A 17,782-nucleotide genomic window follows, 5' to 3' on the forward strand; every position below is an offset into this window, starting at 1 on the left:
ACCGGAGCGGCCATGCAGCGGGGCATCGTCGTGGCGCGCGCACCGCAGGTGGTGGCTGCGGCCGGACGAACGCGGCCGCAAATGGCCGATGTCGCGCGGCTGGCCGGGGTATCCGTGGCCTCGGTGTCGCGTGCGCTCCGCGGAGAGCCCGGCGTGCGCGAAGACCTGCGCCACCGCATCGAGGGCATCGCCAGGCAGTTGCACTACGAGGTCGACGAGGGGGCACGCAACCTGCGCATCCGGCACAACCGGACGATTTCGGTCGTGGTGCCGCACAGCCCTGCTGCCGGGGAGTCGCTGTCGGATCCCTTTCTTCTGGCGCTGATCGGCAGCATCGCCGATGCACTCACGGCCCGCAGCTACGACCTGCTGCTGTCACGGATCGACACCACGCAGGTGGGCCGGCTGTGCCGCGATGTCGAGTCCCGCCGCGCGATGGGTGTGATCGTCGTGGGCCAGGGGCATCACCATGAACAGCTCAACATGGTGGCTGACCGCGGCGTTCCGCTGGTGGTGTGGGGCGCGCACATCGAGGGGCGCCGCTATGCAACCGTGGGCAGCGACAACCGCTTGGGCGGTCGACTGGCTACCGCCCACCTGCTGGACGGCGGCGCTCGCCGGGTGGCCTTCATCGGTGACACCAGCCTGCCCGAAGTGGCTCACCGCCACGCCGGTTATGTGGATGCTCACCATGCGCGCGGCCTGCTGCCACCGATGGAGCTGACGCGCCCGGCGCCTTTCGTGCAGGCGCGCGTGGAGCGCGAACTGGCCAGCCTGCTGGCGATGGAGCCGGGCATCGATGCGATCTTCGCGAGCAGTGACCTGACGGCGATGACGGTCGTCCATGCGCTGCATCGTGCGGGCCTGCGTGTGCCCGAGGACCTGCAGGTGGTCGGCTTTGACGACATCCCCATGGTCGCCCAGATGCGACCAGCGCTGAGCTCCGTCGCGCAGTCGGTCGAGCAGGCCGGTGCCGCCTTGCTGCGGGCATTGGAAGCCGTGGTGGACGGTGCCCAGGCACCGAGCATCGTGCTGCCGACCACGCTGCAGCCCCGTGAGTCGACGCGGCTGGCGCCATGTGAATCGGCCAGACAGACGTGAGCCTCGCGGTTGGTGCCAGAATCGCCGGCGAACGGCGCCCAAGGACCCAGCTGCTGCCCATGCCCCGCCCCAAGCCGACCTCCGGCGAGCCACGAGACACCCCGTCGGGCCGCCCCACCAAACTTCAGATGGCCGACATTGCCCGGCTGGCGAATGTGTCCATCTCCACGGTGTCCCGAGCGCTGTCCAACAACCCGCGCCTGAGTGAGGAGACCCGCAACCGGGTCAACGAACTGGCGCGCAGCCTGAACTACTCGATCAACGTCGGCGCGCAGATCCTGCGTGGCAAGGCCATGCAGACAGTGGCCGTGGCCTTTCCCTACCATCCCGAGCACCGCCAGCACTTCAAGGACCCATTCTTCCTCGCGACCCTGGGCAGCATCGGTGACGCGCTGATCGACAGCGGCCACAGCATGCTCATCGTCGGTGTCGAGACCGACAAGAGTGAAACACTGACACAGCCCCACGAGTCCGGTCAGGCGATCGGCACCATCATGCTGGGTCAGGAGAACAACCATGACCGCTTCAACGAACTGGCTGTCCGCGGCTTGCCGTTCGTGGTGTGGGGCGCGCGACTGCCTGACCAGCTCTACTGCACCGTCGGCAGCGACAACCTGATGGGCGGTCGCCAGGCAACCGAACACCTGTTGGACTGCGGTGCCCGGCGCGTCGCCTTCTTCGGCGACGGCAGCCTGGCGGAGATCGGCCAGCGTCACCAAGGCTACGAAGCCGCTCTGGTGGCGGCCGGCCTGACGCCGGACCCTCAGCTGTACCGGCCTGTGCCCTTCGTCGACGCGGCCGTGCAGCGGGAGGTGACCGCCATGCTGGCCCAGGGTGTCGAATTCGATGCCGTGTTTGCCGCCAGCGACCTGGTGGCCTTGGCCGTCATTGCCGCACTGCGCGACCATGGCCGCCAGGTGCCACAGGATGTGCAGGTGGTCGGTTTCGACGACATCCGCCTGGCGGCGGAGTCGCACCCGGCGCTGACCACCATCCGTCAGTCGATCGATGAGGCCGGACGCGTGCTGGTCCAACTGCTGCTGGACAAGCTGGCCGGGCGCCGCGTGGAGTCGGTCATGATGCCGACGCGCTTGATGGTGCGGCAGTCCACGCGTGCGCGCTGAGCTGGCAGACCGTCAGCGATCGCGCCGCGGGTGCTCAGTCCTCCAGCGACGTGTCCAGCACGCCCGCAATCGCCTTCTGGTAGGCCGCGAACACGTCGATGCGGCCGTTGCCGATCATCGCGTTGGGCCACACCGTGGCGGCGGTGCCGCCGCAGGTCTGGTTGACCGGGTTGGTCACGCCGCTGCGCTGGGCTGTCTTGTTCAGCAGCTTCTCCACCGCGGCCGGGTTGCCCTTGAGCGTGGGCACGGCCGACATCAGCAGCGCCGCGGCGCCGGCCACGTGGGGCGTGGCCATGCTGGTGCCGCTGAGGTTGGTGTAGGTGTTGGGCGGGTAGGCCGAATTGACGTTCACGCCGGGCGCTGACACATCCGGCTTGACGCCCTTGCCGGTGACCGGGCCGCGGCTGGAGAAGCTGGCCAGCTTGTCGGCACTGTCGGTGGCGCCGATGGTGTAGGACAGCGGGTAGATCGCTGGCGGCTCGGTGATCGTGCCGCAGCTGGGGCCGGCGTTGGTGGCGGCGGCCACGAACAGGATGCCGCCCTTGACCAGGTTGGTCACCGCGCCCTTGATCTCGTTGCCCACCGTGCAGCCTTCACCGATGGTGCAGCCCCAGGAGTTGCTGATGATGTCCGGTGCCAGGTCCGGGTTGGGGTTCTGGTTGGCCAGGTCGGTGGGCGCCAGCAGCCACTGCATGCACTCGATGTAGGTGGCTGGCGTGCCGTTGCCGGCGTTCATGTTGCGGCAGCCGATCCACTTGGCGCCCGGCGCTACGCCGATCTGGTGGGTGGCGTGGTCGTCGCCGGCGAAGGTGCCGGCGGTGTGGGTGCCGTGGCCGTTGTCGTCGCAGGGCGCGGGTGAGTTGGCGGGGCAGCTGCCGTTGGCCACGTGGATCGCGTCATGCCAGCTGTAGTTGTGGTCGGCGGTGCTGCCGTTCCAGCCGCGGTACTGGGATTTCAGCGCCGGGTGGTCCCAGCGGTAGCCGGTGTCCTGGCCGGCGATCACCACGCCCTGGCCGGTGATGCCCTGGGCCCACACCAGCGGCGCGCGGATCTTGTCGACGCCCCAGGCCACGGTGGACACGCTCTCGACCTGCGCCGGCTGCCCGGTGGGGCGGGGCAGGGCCACGGCGATCGTCGGGTTGGGATCGATGCGGGCCACCTCATCGCGCTCGGCCAGTGCCGCCAGCTCACTGGCGTTGAGCCGGGCGTGGACGATGTTGGCGATCCAGAAGGGCTGGTAGGCGATCTGGCGGGCATCCATCCAGGCGCGCAGGCCGCGCTGCTGCTCGTCGGCGCGCGCCACCAGCGCGGCCACCAGTGCGCGCCGCCGCGCCTTGTAGTCGGCGTCGGCCGGCAGGGTCGCGGTGGCAGGCGTGCGCTGGTCCTTCAGCACGATCAGCGCCTCGGCGCGGCCCTGGCGCTGCGCGGCGGCGGCCAGATCGGGGTGGACCTGACCGGCCCAGGTGCTGCCGCCCACCAGGGCGAAGCTGCTCAGAACCAGCGCGCTGGCGCGCTGCAGCGGGAGTCGGAAAGCCATGGGAACTCCAGAAGTGGTGGGCGAGGTGACGCCGACGCGGCCGATGGTAGGGCCGACCTGGGCGGCGCCGAACGGCAGCGGGCGGTGTCTCCCTAGAACCCGAGCGCCGCGGGCGTGCCTGTGGCTTGGCCTGGATCAATCTAGGGATGCGGGTAAACCCTAGTTCTCTGTCACAATGCTGACGACAGGCCGCCATCGAGATGAGCCGTGGAGACCGTTGTACCACCCACGATGGAAAGGCCCACCATGCCCCGCATCAGCTTCCTGCTGGCCAGCCTCACCCTGCTGACCACCAGCGCCCTCGCTGCCGACCCGGCCGCGCCCGCCCACGCCAACGCCGATCACCCCGCCGTGGCCCAGCAGCGCCTGGCCGCCCACGCCAGCATCGACCCCAACACCTTCCTGGTCCAGCCGCCCGCCAGCGTGCACTGGACCGCGGCCCCCGCGGCCACCCAGCATGCCGGTGGCGCGCACCCGGCGGTGATCGTCGCCGCGCGCACCGCGGCCGGCATCGACCCGAACACCTTCCTGGTCCAGCCGCCGGCCACCACCGCCTGGACCGCACCGGCCCCGACGCTGCGACTGGCCGACGCCACGCGCTGAGCCAACCCACCGCGGTGGCCCGCGGTCCCGCGGCCTGTCATGATGCCGCTATGACACGCCATGCCTTGGACCGCGGAGCCGGCCGATGAACGACGCCCCCTGGGTGCTGTACGGCGCGCCGGGCTCGGGCTCGGACGCGGTCGTCATGGCCCTGCGCGCCTGCGGCCTGCGCCACCGCCTGGTGCTGGCGGCCACCTGGGAGCCCGGCGAGGGCCTGGACGCCCTGCGGCGCATCAACCCGCTGGGGCAGGTCCCGACCCTGCAGTTGCCCGATGGCACGGTGCTGAGCGAAAGCGCCGCCATCCTGATCCACCTGGGCCTGCAATTCCCCGCTGCCGGGCTGCTGCCCGCTGATCCTGGCCGCCGCGCCCAGACCCTGCGCGGCCTGGTCTTCATCGCCGCCAACTGCTACCCGACGGTCAGCATCAGCGACTACCCCGAGCGCTGGACCACCGCCACCAGCGTCAGCGCCCAGGCGAAGGTACGTGCCGCCGCGCGGGCACAACTGCACCGCGCCTGGGACATCTTCGCCGAGCAGTTCAGCGCGCTGCTGGACGAGGAGCCACCCGGTGCGCTGGCGATGCTGGCGGTGGTGGTCTCGCGCTGGTCGGGCACGCGGGCGCACCTGAAGCGGACCCGACCCGCGATGCATCAGGCGCTGACGGCCCTGGCCGAGCACCCCAGACTGCAACTGCCCTGACCGGCGTGCTGGTAGAGTGGGTTCACGCGCGATGCAGCGTCAGCGTGCGCAAGGGGAGAAAACAACATGAGAACCAGGACGGCCCTGCTGGCCGTGGCGCTACTGGCATTGCAGGCCTGTGGCGGTGGTGGCCGCGAGCCCACCGACGGTGGCTGCCTGAATCTCTATCTGGAACCGATCGTGCTGCTGGACCGCGTGAGCGTGGAAGGCGAGACCGGCACCATCAGCCGCGTCGTGATCGCCGATGTGCAACTCGACGGTCAACCGGTGTCACTGCAGCAGATCGCGGTGAGCTCGGGCATCGAGGAGACCGCGCAAGGCCTGGTGTGCAACCTGCCTTGCGGCCTGGGGAACACCGAAGGCACCTACACCCTCCAGCTCACCGCGTCGGGCTTCGCGCCACGCGCGGTGACAGTGACCGCGCGCTACGCGGTCTTCCAGGGCGGGTGCCCCTCGTCCAACGACGGTGGGACCCACGTCAGCGCGGTGATGAAACGTCTGTGATGACCACTGGGCGCTGGCACCGCGCTGTCAGACCACGCTCGCCACGCTGCCCCAGCAGCTCCACCTCACAACAGTCCGCCTGATGACACCTTGCTGGATGACCCGTACCGCTGCGGCGCTGCTGAGCACGCTGCTGCTGATCGCCACGCCCGCGCCGGCCGCCGACCAGGGCGCCGCTGACGCGCTGGCCCAGGCCAAGTCCGAGATCGACACCTACTACGGTGATGTCCAGCACCTGAACCGGGCCGCGCCCTTGCTGCTCAAGGCCTTGTCGGCGGAGCCCGGCAACGCGGCCATCTATGTGCAGGCGGCGCGCCTGACCATCAAGGGCGGCCATGTGGTGGCCAGCCAGTTCAAGCCCGGCACGGTCGAGGCCTACAACGAGCTGATCGACAAGGCGCTGGCGCTGGACCCGGCCCTCCAGAAGGCCCACATCCTGAAGGCCGAGGTGCACGACATCCGCAGACAGTACGAGCAGGAGCGGCTGTCGCTGGAACGGGCCCGCGCGCTGGGCGAGTCGGACCCCTGGCTGTGGGTAGGCTACGCGCGCTACTACCTGAAGATGGGCCAGTCCAACCAGGCCTTCAGCACCTACCTGCGGGTGATGCGCATGGGCCCGGGCCAGGGCCCTGAGGAGCGCAACGCCTACGTGGGCGCGCTCAACGAACTGGCCGGCTTCACGCTGCGGCCGGAAGACGGCGTGACCCTGCAGGACCTGGGCCGCAGGGTGCGCGAGGCGCGGCATCCGCAGGACGCCTGGGCCCTGGGCAACTTCGCCGAACAGGTGCTGTGGCGCGGGATGTTCGACGAGGCGATCGACTTCTCGCGCGAGGCGCTGAAGACCAGGGACTACGGCGCCGCCCGCCTGACCCTGGCGGCGGCGCTGTATGGCAAGGCCGCCGACCAGATCCTGCTGAAGCAGGAATCAGGCGTCCAGGCCCTGCTGGACGAGGCAGCCGCGCTGGGCGTCAGCCGGCAGCGCATCCTGCAACACCTGGCCGAGGACACACCCGAGGCGCGCCGGCGCGCGCCGGTCCTCGAGCGGATCGTCCGTTAGCCGGGGGCGGGTGCGGCGCTTACTCGTGCCGCAGCGCCTCGATCGGATCCAGCCGCGCCGCCCGCCGCGCCGGGAAGTAGCCGAAGACCACCCCGATCAGCGCCGAGAAGGCGAAGGCCAGCAGGTTCACGCCGGGGTTGAACAGGAAGGGCACCTGCATCAGGCCGGCCAGGGCCACCGACGCGGCGTTGGCCAGCACAATGCCCACCAGGCCGCCCAGTGAGGACAGCACGACGGCCTCAACCAGGAACTGCAGCAGCACCTCGCGCTCCAGCGCGCCGATGGCCAGGCGCACGCCGATCTCGCGGGTGCGCTCGGTCACGCTGACCAGCATGATGTTCATGATGCCGATGCCGCCGACCAGCAGGCTCACCGCGGCCACCGCGCCCAGCAGCGAGGTCATCAGCTGCGTGGTGCCGCTCAGCGTCTGGGCGATCTGGGCGGTGTCCAGCACGTTGAAGTTGTCGTCCTGGCCGTCGGCCAGCTTGCGGCGCTCGCGCAGCACGCGGGTGAGGGCCGCGGTGACCTGGCTGGCGTCGGCGCCATCGGCCATTGACACCAGCAGGGTGTTGATGCGGGTCGAGCCGGTGACGCGGCGCAGCGCGGTGCGCAGCGGCACGATGATCGTGTCGTCCTGGTCCTGGCCCATGGCCGCCTGGCCCTTGGCGGCCAGCGTGCCGATGATCTCGCAGGAGAAGGTCTTGACGCGGATGCGCTGGCCGATGACCTCGGCCTCGGCGCCAAACAGCTCGCGCCGCACCGTGGCGCCGACCAGGCACACCGCGGCGCCGGCAGCCTGTTCATCGGCGCTGAACACGCGGCCGCTGGCCAGGGTCCAGTTGGCGGCGGTGAAGTAGGCATTGGTGCTGCCGGTGACGGTGCTCGACCAGTTCTTGCCGTTGGCTACCACGGTGACGCCGCTGCGCACCTCGGGCGCCACCGCCTTGAGACCGCCCACCTGGCTGGCGATGGCCTCGACGTCGGCCTCCTTGAAGGCCGGCGCACCGGCGGTGTTGGGGCCGAAGGCCAGGCGCTGCCCGGGGCGCACCTGCAGCAGGTTGGAGCCCAGGCTGCTGATCTGCTGGCGCACCGCCTGCGTGGCGCCATTGCCCAGCGTGACCATGGTGATCACCGCCGCCACGCCGATGACGATGCCCAGCACGGTGAGAAAGCTGCGCAGCAGGTTGCGGCGAATCGCCCGCAGCGCCAGGAACAGGGTATTGGCCCACATCAGACGGGCTCCTCCTGCAGGCGCTCGTCGCGCTCGACCCGGCCGTCGCGGAAGTGCACGATGCGCCGCGCGAACGCCGCCATCTCGGGCTCGTGGGTGACCATCAGCACGGTGATGCCCTGCTCATGGTTGAGGCGCTGCAGCAGTTGCATGATCTCGCGGCTGCGCTCGGTGTCGAGGTTGCCAGTGGGCTCATCGGCCAGCAGCACGGTCGGGCGGGTGACGATGGCGCGGGCGATCGCCACGCGCTGCTGCTGTCCGCCGGAGAGCTCGGCCGGCGTGTGGTCGGCCCAGTCGGTCAGGCCCACCTCGGCCAGCGCCGCCATCGAGGCGGCACGGCGCGCGGCGCGGTTCTCGCCGCGGTAGACCAGCGGCAGCTCGACGTTCTCCAGCGCCGAGGTGCGCGCCAGCAGGTTGAAGCCCTGGAACACGAAGCCCAGGTGCCGCCGGCGCAGGCGCGCGCGCGCATCGCGGTCCAGGCGCTGCACCGCGATGCCGTCGAACAGGTACTCGCCCGCCGTGGGCGTGTCCAGGCAGCCCAGCAGGTTCATCACCGTGGACTTGCCGGAGCCGCTGGGCCCCATGACGGCGACGAACTCGCCGGCCGCGATGTCCAGGTCGATGCCCTTGAGGGCCTGGAAGGCCACCGCGCCCTGGCCGTAGGTCTTGGTCACGCCGCGCAGGCGGATCAACGCGCCGTCGCTCATTTCGCCGGCGTGCTGCGCTGCTGGGTGATGACTTCCAGGCCTTCCTTCAGGCCCTCGCCGCTGACCTCGGTGACGCGGCCGTTGGACAGGCCCACCGTCACCGGCAGGGGCACCGGCGTGCCGTCCTGCAGCACCCACACCTGGCGTGGCTGGCCGGCGCGGGCGCCGGGGGCGCCGCTGCCGGGCTTGCGCTGGTTCATGCCTGGCGGGCGCGGCATCAGCTGCGCCACGATGCTGCCCCCGCCGGACGGCGCCGCCGGCGCGGCGCCGGCGGCCGCGGGCTGGAAGCCCAGCGCGGTGTTGGGCACCAGCAGCACGCCGGTGCGCTCGGTGGCGGCGATCGTGGCGGTGGCCGTCATGCCCGGGCGCAGGCTCAGGTCGGGGTTGTCCACCTGCAGCTGCGTGGTGTAGGTGACCACGTTGTCGGTGATGGTGGAGCCATAGGCGACGCGGGTGATCGTGGCCGGGTAGCGCCGGCCCGCCCAGGCGCTGACGGTGAACTGCGCCGTCTGGCCCACGCGCACCTGGCCGACATCGGCCTCGTCCACATTGACCGACAGCAGCAGCTTGGACAGGTCCGGCGCCAGCGTGAACAGCGTGACCGCCTGCAGCGAGGCCGCCACCGCATTGCCGGGCTCGACCGCGCGCGTGAGCACCACGCCGTCGATCGGCGAGCGGATCGAGGCCTTGGCCAGGTTGGTCTCGTCGGTGCGCAGCGTCGCCTGGGCCTGGGTGACGCCGGCGGCCGCGCTGACCTCGTCGGCACGCGCCTTGTCCAGCGTGGCGCGGGCGTTGTCCAGCTCGGTGGCCGCGGGGAGTTGGCCGCCCGACAGGCGCTGCACCTCTTCCAGCCGGGCCAGCGAGGCCTTGGCCAGTGCGGCGCTGGCGCGGGACTGGGCCAGCGCCGCCTGGGCTGCCTGCAGCGCGGCGCGCGACTTGCCCACCTGGTCGCTGAGCTTGGCGGTGTCCAGGCGCACCAGCACCTGGCCCTTCCTCACGCGGTCATTGACGTCGACCAGCACCTCGGCCACGGTGCCGCTGAGCTCGCTGCCGATGCTGACCGACCGCGTGGGCTGCAGCGTGCCGTTGGCGCTGACCGTGAGCGCCACGTTGCCGCGGGTGACCGCTTCGGTCAGGTAGTGCGGCGCCTGGGCGGCCTGGCGGTCGGCGCGCCACCACAGGCCCAGCGCGGCGGCCGCGGCCAGGCCGGCGAGGGCCAGCCAGGGGCCGGGCCGGCGCCAGAGCGGGCGGCGATCGCCCTGCAGCCAGTCGGGGAGGGTGTCGGGGGAATCGGGCATGGTGTCGGTGCTCAGCGGTCGGCGCGGGCAGGGGCATCCCAGCCGCCCCCCAGCGCCTTCCAGGTGCGGATCAGGTTCGAGGCCTGGTCGGCGCGCGCCGTGACCCAGGCCAGTTCGCTGCTCAGCGCGGTGCGCTGGGCATCGAGCAGCGCGGCGGTGTCGATCAGGCCCGCCTGGCGACGCACCTGGCTCAGGCGCATCGCCTGCAGCGCGGCCTCGCTGGCGCGCCGCAGTGCGGTCTGGCGATCGGTCGCGCCCTGGAGCGCGGCCAGGCTGTCCTCGACGTCCTTGAGCGCGGCCAGCAGCGCCGCGTCATAGGCGGCGCGGGCGGCGTCCAGGGCAGCGTCCTGCTGCTCGAGCTGCGCGGCCTGGCGGCCGCCGTCCAGCAGCGGCCAGTTCACCGAGGCCGCCAATGTGGCCAGCGCAGCACCCGGCTGGCCCAGGCCGGCCAACGTGGCCGCCTGCAGGCCCAGCGAGCCATTGAGTGTCAGGCCGGGCCAGGCGGCCCGCTCGGCCTGCCGGCGGCGCAGCCAGGCAGCCTGGACCGACGACTCGGCGGCGTGCAGGTCGGGCCGGCGTCGCAGCAGGTCGGCGGGCAGGCCGGTGGCCAGGCCAGCCAGGGCCTGGTCCAGTCCTGGCAGGCCGTCGGCGCTGTTGTCCGGCAGCGTGGCGGCCGCGGGTGGGTCGCCCGCGAGCACGGCCAACGCATGGCGGTCCTGGGTGACCTGCGCGTTCAGGGCCAGCAGGCTGGCGCGGGTGCTTTCCAGCGTCTGCACCACCTGCTGCAGATCCAGCGCGCTGGCCAGGCCGGCCTGGACGTTCCAGCGCGTCAGGTCTTGCGTTTCCTCCAGGCTGCGCAGGCTCTGGCGGGTGATCCGCTGGCGTGTCAGGTCGGCCTGCCACTGGGTCCAGGCCAGGCCCAGTTCGGCCAGCAGCGCCAGGCGGGTGCTGGCCAGGTCGGCCTCGGCCGTGCGCTCGTCGGCACGCGCCGCGGCCACGCTGGCGGCCGTGGCCCCCCACAGGTCGGCCTCCCAGCTGGCGCTGAAGGCCAGCGACAGCGTGTGGCTGCCACCGGCGCCGTCGGTCTGCTGGCCTTGGGCACTGCCGCCCAAGGCCAGACTGGGCCGCGCGGACGCTTCGCTGGCGGCGCGCAGCGCGCGGGCCTGGCGCAGCGCGGCCTGGGCGCTGCGCAGGCTGGTGTTGCGGGTCAGCGCGCGCTCGACCAGCGCATCCAGATCGCGGCTGCCCAAGAGTTGCCACCAGCGCGCCAGCGCGGCGTCGTCGGCCGGGCGACTCAGGTCGCTGGCGGCCCAGCGGCTGGGCAGGGCCACGGTGGCGTCGGGCGCCGGGGGCGGTGTGCCCACGCTGGCACAGGCGGCGAGGAGCAGGACCGGCGCGCCCAGGGCGGCGCGCAGACATCGGGAGGTGGACAGGGGCATGGGTGGTTCGCGTCGCCGAGGTGCCGGCAGGGCACGGGGTCGACGGGGTCATGCTCGCGGTCCGACGGCACGGCCGTGCGTCCCGTTTGTAAAGTAAATCGGCCACCCGAAGGTGGCCGATCATCAAGCGAGGTGCAGATCGTCCGGCATCACTGGCTGACGAAGGCGCGCTCGATGACGAAATCGCCTGGCGTGGTGGTGCTGCCTTCCTTCAGGCCGCGGGCTTCCATCATGGTCTTCAGGTCGCGCAGCATCTCGGGGCTGCCGCAGATCATCACCCGGTCCTCGGCGGCGTTGAGCGCCGGCACACCCAGGTCGGCGGCCATCTTGCCGTTTTCGATCAGGTCGGTCACGCGGCCCTGGTTCTGGAAGGGCTCGCGGGTGACGGTGGGGTAGTACTTGAACTGCTTGGTCACCATCTCGCCCAGGAACTCGTGCTGCGGCAGTTCCTTCGTGAGGTAGTCGTGGTAGGCCAGCTCCTTCACCTGGCGCACGCCGTGCACCAGGATGACCTCTTCGAACTTCTCGTAGGTGTCGGGGTCGCGGATGATGCTCAGGAAGGGGGCCATGCCGGTGCCGGTGGACAGCATGTACAGGCGCTTGCCCGGCACCAGGTAGTCGATCAGCAGCGTGCCCGTGGGCTTCTTGCCGACGATGATGCTGTCACCCACCTGGATGTGCTGCAGCCGGCTGGTCAGCGGGCCGTCCTGCACCTTGATGCTGAGGAACTCAAGGTGTTCCTCGTAGTTCGGGCTGACGATGGAATAGGCACGCAGCAGCGGCTTGCCGTTCACCCGCAGGCCGATCATCGTGAAGTGACCGTTCGAGAAGCGCAGGCCGGTGTCGCGGGTGGTGGTGAAACTGAACAGGCGGTCGGTCCAGTGGTGCACGCTCAGGACGCGCTCTTCGTGAAAGGCACTCATGGGGTGGGGCTGAGGAAAAACGGTGGGCTGGCGCCGGCAGCCGCACAGGGCGCAGCCACCGTGCCGCTCGGCAAAAACCCTGTATTGTCGCCGATTGGCGCCACAGCGCTTGCGCTGCGTCAATTCCGCGGCCCATGCACCGCCGTGCGGCGCTCAGTGCTGGTCGCCCACGATGTGCAGGTCAAAGTCCACCAGGTGGCTGGCATCGAGCGGGCCGCGCGTGCCGTCAGTGGTCAACGTGCCCTGCACGGTGCCGCTCCAGGTGACGCCCGGCAGGCCGCGCACGATGCCGCCGGTGGCGATCGGCCGGACGCGGTAGACGGTGCCGCTGCCCAGCGCCAGCGTGGCCACCGTGGCCCAGCGGCCGGTGGGGGCGGGCAGGGCGGCGTTGCCGCGCCAGCGGTCGCCGTTGCCGGTGCGCCCCGCGCCCTGGTCATAGGCCACCAGTGTGATCCACCAGGGGTAGCTGCCCAGGTTGATCATGCCGCCGGGCAGACTGCCGCTGGGCTGGGTGCGCACCTGCAGCTTGCGGCCGTCGGCGCTGACGCGCACCGCGTCCAGCCGCCAGGCGTAGGCCGGACCGGTGTTGGACGGGTTGTAGGCCAGATCGATCGGCGTGGCGGCCGCCCACAGAGGCACAGCGGCCAGCAGGGCGGTGAACAGACGGCGGGTGAGCAGGCGCATCAAAGGTCTCCCTGGGGTGGAGACCTGATCGTGGCCAACCAGCGTGACGGCCGCCTTAAGGCCGCTGGCTCAACGCCCCAGCCAGTCGGCCAGCACCTGCGCCTGGTGCTCGCCCAGCGTGGGCGGCGCCTGCCGGTAGCTGACCGGCGAGGCCGACAGCCGGATCGGGTTGGCCACGCCGGGCACGCTGCCAAACGCCGGGTGCGGCAGGTCGATCTTCAGGCCGCGGGCGATGACCTGCGGGTCGGCGAACACCTCGGCCAGGCGGTTGATCGGGCCACAGGGCACGGCCTGCGACTCCAGCAGTGCAATCCACTCGGCGGTGGTCTTCATCACCGTGGCCTGGCGCAGCAGCGGGATCAGCACCGCGCGGTTCGTCACGCGCGCCGGGTTGGTGGCGAAGCGTTCGTCGGCCGACCATTCCGGATGACCGGCGGTGGCGCAGAAGCGGGCGAACTGGCCGTCGTTGCCGATCGCCAGGATCATGTCGCCGTCGGCGGTGGGGAAGTCCTGGTAGGGCACGATGGTGGGGTGCGCATTGCCCATGCGGCGCGGCGAAGCGCCGGTGGTCAGGTAGCTGGCTGCCTGGTTGGCCAGTGCGGCCACCTGCACGTCCAGCAGCGCCAGGTCGATCTGCTGGCCTTCACCCGTGGCGTGGCGGTGGTTCAGCGCCGCCAGCACCGCGATGGTGGCGTACAGCCCGGTCATGATGTCGACCAGCGCCACGCCCACCTTCTGCGGCCCCGCGCCGTCTTCCCCATCGGGGCGGCCGGTCAGGCTCATCAGTCCGCCCAGGCCCTGGATCAGGAAGTCGTAGCCGGCGCGTGGCGCATACGGCCCGGTCTGGCCGAAGCCGGTGATCGAGCAGTAGATCAGCCGTGGGTTGATCGCCTGGAGGCTGGCGTAGTCCAGGCCATAGGGCGCCAGGCCGCCGACCTTGAAATTCTCCAGCACCACATCGGCCTGCGTGGCCAGCTCGCGCAGCAGCGCCTGGCCCTCGGGCGTGGCCATGTCCACCGCGATGCTGCGCTTGTTGCGGTTGGCGCACTGGAAGTAGGCGGCCTGGCGGCTGTCGGCGCCGTTGGCGTCCTTCACCCAGGGCGGGCCCCAGGCGCGGGTGTCGTCACCGGCGCCGGGGCGTTCGACCTTGATCACATCGGCGCCCAGGTCGCCCAGCAACTGGCCGGCCCAGGGGCCCGCCAGCACGCGCGACAGATCCAGGACCTTCAGGCCCGCCAATGCACCAGTGGACATGCTCATGTGGGATGGGTTCTCGATGCCTGTTGCAGTACGACCCAGTCAAGCCGCATGCGCGGATCCGGCTCCGCCGGTCCGCTGCATGAGCCCCCTCGGGGGGCAGCGACCGGCAGGGAGCGTGGGGGCTCCATCAAAACGCCGCGATGCCGGTCATCGCGCGGCCCAGGATCAGCGCGTGGATGTCGTGCGTACCCTCGTAGGTGTTGACCACCTCCAGGTTGACCAGGTGGCGGGCGATGCCGAACTCATCGGAGATGCCGTTGCCCCCCAGCATGTCGCGCGCCACGCGGGCGATGTCCAGCGCCTTGCCGCAGCTGTTGCGCTTCATGATCGAGGTGATCTCGACCGAGGCCGTGCCCTCGTCCTTCATGCGGCCCAGGCGCAGGCAGCCCTGCAGGCCCAGTGTGATCTCGGTCTGCATGTCGGCCAGCTTCTTCTGCACCAGCTGGTTGGCGGCCAGCGGCTTGCCGAACTGCTTGCGGTCCAGGGTGTACTGCAGGGCCGTGTGCCAGCAGAACTCGGCCGCGCCCAGCGCACCCCAGGCGATGCCGTAGCGGGCGCTGTTCAGGCAGGTGAACGGGCCCTTCAGGCCACGCACCTCGGGGAAGGCGTTCTCCTCGGGGCAGAAGACCTTGTCCATGACGATCTCGCCGGTGATGCTGGCGCGCAGGCCCACCTTGCCGTGGATCGCCGGCGCACTCAGGCCCTTCCAGCCCTTTTCCAGCACGAAGCCGCGGATCTGGCCTTCATCGTCCTTGGCCCACACCACGAACACGTCGGCGATGGGGCTGTTGGTGATCCACATCTTGGCGCCAGTCAGCTCATAGCCGCCGTCGACCTTGCGGGCGCGGGTGACCATGCTGCCGGGGTCGGAGCCGTGGTCGGGCTCGGTCAGGCCGAAGCAGCCGATCCATTCCCCGGTGGCCAGCTTGGGCAGGTACTTGCGCTTGGTGGCCTCGTTGCCGAACTCGTTGATCGGCACCATCACCAGCGAGGACTGCACGCTCATCATCGAGCGGTAGCCCGAATCGACGCGCTCCACCTCGCGCGCCACCAGGCCGTAGCAGACATAGTTCAGGCCGGCGCCGCCGTAGGCTTCGGGGATGGTCGGGCCCAGCAGGCCCAGTTCGCCCATCTCGCGGAAGATGGCCACGTCGGTCTGCTCGTTGCGGAAGGCCTGCAGCACGCGCGGGGCCAGGCGGTCCTGGCAGTAGGCGCGGGCGGCGTCACGCACGGCGCGCTCGTCCTCGGTCAGCTGGCTGTCCAGCAGCAGCGGGTCGTCCCATTGAAAGCGGGCTTTGGCGGCGGTGGCGTTCATGCGCAGGTCTCCACGGTTCGGTGTTCAATCATGGCATCGTAGACGCTGATGCCGACGGGTGACAACCGACAATATTGCATTCCAATGTGCAGGAATGGAATTCCGGACCGACCCTCAAGCTGGGGGGATGGTACCGACCGCCCTGCGCTAGCATCCTTGCAGGGCCTGCGACGCAGGCCGGATCACACCCCCAAGGAGGACACACCGCATGTCACACCCTTCCCCGCGGATGCCATGGCGCACCGCACTCGTGTTTTCGGGCCTGCTGCTGGGCATGTCGGCCTGCCAGTCCGGCGCCGCCCTGCCGGACGATGTGCGCGACTTTGTCGCGCGGCGTGAGCAGTGCGACCACTTCCGCGGCGAGGAAACCGACAATGAAAAGCGGCAGGCCTTTCTGGATGAGCAGCTGAAGAAGTACTGCACCGGCACCGACGCGCAACTGGCCCAGCTGAAGAAGAAGTACGCCGGCCAGTCCGCCGCGACCAAGGCGCTGTCGCGCTTCGATCCACGCATCGAGTAAGGGGCACCGACATGGCAAGCCTGAGTGGATCGGTGGGCAAGGGCGGCGCGAACGCCGCCGCCGATGTGAAACTGGTGCAACAGAAGCTCAAGACCTTCGCGGCCATGCCTGACGGCAAGAGCTTCGATGTCAAGGTGGACGGCAAGAACACCAAGTCGCTGGAGGACGCGATCGCCGAGTTCCAGAAGCGGGTGGTGGGCATGAGCCGCGGCGACGGGCTGGTGGAGCCGGGCGGCAAGACCTGGCGGGCCTTGAACGGCCCGGTGCCGGCGCCGCCGCCGGCGCCCAAGGCGGCTGACCCGAAGAAGCTCAGCGGCGCGTCCTGGTGGCGTGCCAACCAGGCCAAGTTCCCGAACAGTGACAAGGTGGGTGACCTGGCCGGTTCGTTCCAGTCCAACGTCAAGGCCTTCCTGAAGGCGCTCGAGGCCGCGGGCGCCAGCGTGGATGTGGCCTCCACCTTGCGCAACAAGGAGCGGGCCTTCCTGATGCACTACTCGTGGGAGGTGTCGCGCGGCAACGTGAAGCCCGCGAAAGTGCCGGCGAACTCGGCGCTCGACATCGTCTGGGACCACGGCGACGACAAGGCCTCGGTGCAAGGGGCCAAGGAGATGGCCGACCTGTTCAAGCTGAAGTTCAAGCCGTCGCTGACCTCTCGCCACATCGAGGGCAAGGCGATCGACATGAGCATCTCCTGGAGCGGCACGCTGAAGATCGCCGACAAGAAGGGCAAGACGGTGGAGATCGGCTCGCCCACCAACGGCGAGTCGAACAAGGAACTGCACAAGCTGGGTGCCACCTACGGCGTGGTCAAGCACCCGACCGATCCGCCGCACTGGTCCACCGACGGACGCTGAAGCGGGTGCGGCGCAAGATCCCCTCCACCGCCGCGCTGGCCGCCTTCGAGGCCGCCGCGCGCCACCAGAGCTTCACCCGCGCGGCCGAGGAGCTGTCGGTCACGCAAAGCGCGGTGTGCCGGCAGATCGCCTCGCTGGAGGATTTCGTCGGCGTGCCGCTGTTTCGCCGCGGCCAGCGCGGCGTGCTGCTGACCGAGGCCGGGCGGCGCTACGCGCGCAGCGTGGCGGCGCGGCTGGATGCGGTGGAGCGCGACACGCTGGACCTGATGGCCCAGGCCGGGCAGGCCGCCGGTGGCGCGCTGGAATTGGCGGTGGTGCCCACCTTCGCCACCCAGTGGCTGCTGCCCCGGCTGGCGCGCTTCCAGGCGGCGCACCCGGGCATCACGCTGCACTTCACGCCGCGCACCCGGCCCTTCCTGTTCGACGACGAGTCACCCTTTGATGCCGCGATCCAGCCGGCCGAGTCGCCGTGGCCGGGCACGCAGGGCCTGGCCTTGCTGCCCGAGCACCTGGTGGCCGTGGCCGCGCCCGCGCTGCTGAAGGGCCGCCGCGTGCGCACGCCGGCCGAGGTGGCGGCGCTGCCGCTGCTGCAGGCCAGCACCCGGCCCGATGCCTGGCGCCAGTGGTTCGAGGCCCAGGGCCTGCAGGTGGAGCAGGCCATGGCCGGCGCGCGCATGGAGCTGTTCTCGATGCTGGCCGAGGCGGCGGCCCAGGGGCTGGGCGCAGCGCTGGTGCCACGGCTGTTGATCGAGACGGAACTGGCCTCTGGCCGGCTGCAGCAGTTGCTGCCTTTTGCGCTGGACAGCGGCCGGCGCTACCACCTGCTGTACCCGCCCCACAAGGCCGACCTGGCGCCGCTGCAGGCGCTGAGCGCCTGGCTGGCGCAGGAGGCCGCGGCCGCCCGGGTGTCTGCGACCTGAGGAGA

Annotated in this window: 18 protein-coding genes; 9 read left to right on the forward strand and 9 right to left on the reverse strand. The window is 70.7% G+C overall.

Translation table 11 applies throughout. The features are described 5' to 3' along the window. Positions 1-12: 12 nt before the first annotated feature. Both KAK03_RS16805 and KAK03_RS16810 read left to right on the forward strand, forming a co-directional pair. Positions 13-1,101: a LacI family DNA-binding transcriptional regulator gene (locus KAK03_RS16805; RefSeq protein ID WP_247661227.1), complete on the forward strand. Its 1,089-nt coding sequence runs from the start codon at positions 13-15 to the stop codon at positions 1,099-1,101. Then, positions 1,098-2,225 carry a LacI family DNA-binding transcriptional regulator gene (locus KAK03_RS16810; protein ID WP_310738643.1) on the forward strand — a complete coding sequence of 376 codons (1,128 nt, stop codon included), beginning with the start codon at positions 1,098-1,100 and terminating at the stop codon, positions 2,223-2,225. Before KAK03_RS16805 ends, KAK03_RS16810 begins: the two co-directional genes overlap by 4 nt. A gap of 34 nt (positions 2,226-2,259) precedes the next feature. Here KAK03_RS16810 and KAK03_RS16815 read toward each other — a convergent pair whose 3' ends face one another. Next, the gene (locus KAK03_RS16815) at positions 2,260-3,762 is read right to left on the reverse strand and encodes a S8 family serine peptidase (protein ID WP_210855472.1); all 1,503 of its coding nucleotides are present in this window, start codon (positions 3,760-3,762) and stop codon (positions 2,260-2,262) included. A gap of 246 nt (positions 3,763-4,008) precedes the next feature. On the opposite strand from KAK03_RS16815, the gene KAK03_RS16820 reads away from it, so the two are divergent. The 4 genes from KAK03_RS16820 (at position 4,009) to KAK03_RS16835 (ending at position 6,626) form a co-directional block, all read left to right on the forward strand. Further along, positions 4,009-4,365, forward strand: coding sequence for a hypothetical protein (locus tag KAK03_RS16820; RefSeq protein WP_210855474.1), 357 nt, complete (start codon positions 4,009-4,011; stop codon positions 4,363-4,365). An 85-nt stretch (positions 4,366-4,450) separates the two neighbouring features. After that, positions 4,451-5,065 (forward strand): glutathione S-transferase family protein, encoded by a 615-nt coding sequence (locus KAK03_RS16825; protein WP_210855477.1) that lies wholly within the window; start codon positions 4,451-4,453, stop codon positions 5,063-5,065. Between the two features lie 66 nt (positions 5,066-5,131). Further along, entirely contained in the window at positions 5,132-5,569 is a 438-nt protein-coding gene (locus KAK03_RS16830) for a hypothetical protein (protein WP_210855479.1), read from the forward strand. Positions 5,570-5,666: 97 nt separating this feature from the next. Further along, complete coding sequence (locus tag KAK03_RS16835; protein WP_210855481.1) at positions 5,667-6,626, forward strand: tetratricopeptide repeat protein; 960 nt, start codon at positions 5,667-5,669, stop codon at positions 6,624-6,626. Positions 6,627-6,645: 19 nt separating this feature from the next. Here KAK03_RS16835 and KAK03_RS16840 read toward each other — a convergent pair whose 3' ends face one another. From KAK03_RS16840 to KAK03_RS16875, 8 genes are all read right to left on the reverse strand, one after another. Beyond that, on the reverse strand, positions 6,646-7,857 hold the full coding sequence (locus KAK03_RS16840) for an ABC transporter permease (protein ID WP_210855483.1): 1,212 nt from the start codon (positions 7,855-7,857) through the stop codon (positions 6,646-6,648). Then, entirely contained in the window at positions 7,857-8,564 is a 708-nt protein-coding gene (locus tag KAK03_RS16845; protein WP_210855485.1) for an ABC transporter ATP-binding protein, read from the reverse strand. The genes KAK03_RS16840 and KAK03_RS16845 overlap by 1 nt, the downstream gene beginning before the upstream one ends. Then, complete coding sequence (locus KAK03_RS16850) at positions 8,561-9,862, reverse strand: efflux RND transporter periplasmic adaptor subunit (RefSeq protein WP_210855488.1); 1,302 nt, start codon at positions 9,860-9,862, stop codon at positions 8,561-8,563. The genes KAK03_RS16845 and KAK03_RS16850 overlap by 4 nt, the downstream gene beginning before the upstream one ends. Positions 9,863-9,873: 11 nt before the next feature. Continuing rightward, a complete protein-coding gene (locus tag KAK03_RS16855; RefSeq protein WP_210855490.1) occupies positions 9,874-11,301 on the reverse strand; it encodes an efflux transporter outer membrane subunit in 1,428 nt (475 codons plus the stop codon). 149 nt (positions 11,302-11,450) lie between these two features. After that, the gene (locus tag KAK03_RS16860; protein WP_210855491.1) at positions 11,451-12,224 is read right to left on the reverse strand and encodes a ferredoxin--NADP reductase; all 774 of its coding nucleotides are present in this window, start codon (positions 12,222-12,224) and stop codon (positions 11,451-11,453) included. A gap of 153 nt (positions 12,225-12,377) precedes the next feature. Continuing rightward, positions 12,378-12,908 (reverse strand): hypothetical protein, encoded by a 531-nt coding sequence (locus KAK03_RS16865; RefSeq protein WP_210855494.1) that lies wholly within the window; start codon positions 12,906-12,908, stop codon positions 12,378-12,380. A 69-nt stretch (positions 12,909-12,977) separates the two neighbouring features. Continuing rightward, positions 12,978-14,168 (reverse strand): CaiB/BaiF CoA transferase family protein, encoded by a 1,191-nt coding sequence (locus KAK03_RS16870; RefSeq protein WP_210855496.1) that lies wholly within the window; start codon positions 14,166-14,168, stop codon positions 12,978-12,980. A 127-nt stretch (positions 14,169-14,295) separates the two neighbouring features. Then, complete coding sequence (locus tag KAK03_RS16875) at positions 14,296-15,483, reverse strand: acyl-CoA dehydrogenase (protein ID WP_210855498.1); 1,188 nt, start codon at positions 15,481-15,483, stop codon at positions 14,296-14,298. Positions 15,484-15,712: 229 nt separating this feature from the next. On the opposite strand from KAK03_RS16875, the gene KAK03_RS16880 reads away from it, so the two are divergent. From KAK03_RS16880 to KAK03_RS16890, 3 genes are read left to right on the forward strand one after another with little or no spacing between them, the layout of a single operon-like run. Continuing rightward, positions 15,713-16,003 (forward strand): hypothetical protein, encoded by a 291-nt coding sequence (locus tag KAK03_RS16880; RefSeq protein WP_210855500.1) that lies wholly within the window; start codon positions 15,713-15,715, stop codon positions 16,001-16,003. Positions 16,004-16,014: 11 nt separating this feature from the next. Then, entirely contained in the window at positions 16,015-16,857 is an 843-nt protein-coding gene (locus KAK03_RS16885; protein WP_210855502.1) for a peptidoglycan-binding domain-containing protein, read from the forward strand. A 5-nt stretch (positions 16,858-16,862) separates the two neighbouring features. After that, positions 16,863-17,777 (forward strand): LysR substrate-binding domain-containing protein, encoded by a 915-nt coding sequence (locus KAK03_RS16890; protein WP_210855504.1) that lies wholly within the window; start codon positions 16,863-16,865, stop codon positions 17,775-17,777. The last annotated feature ends 5 nt before the right edge of the window (positions 17,778-17,782 follow it).

The organism is Ideonella alba, from assembly GCF_018069845.1.
GTDB lineage: Bacteria > Pseudomonadota > Gammaproteobacteria > Burkholderiales > Burkholderiaceae_C > Ideonella > Ideonella alba.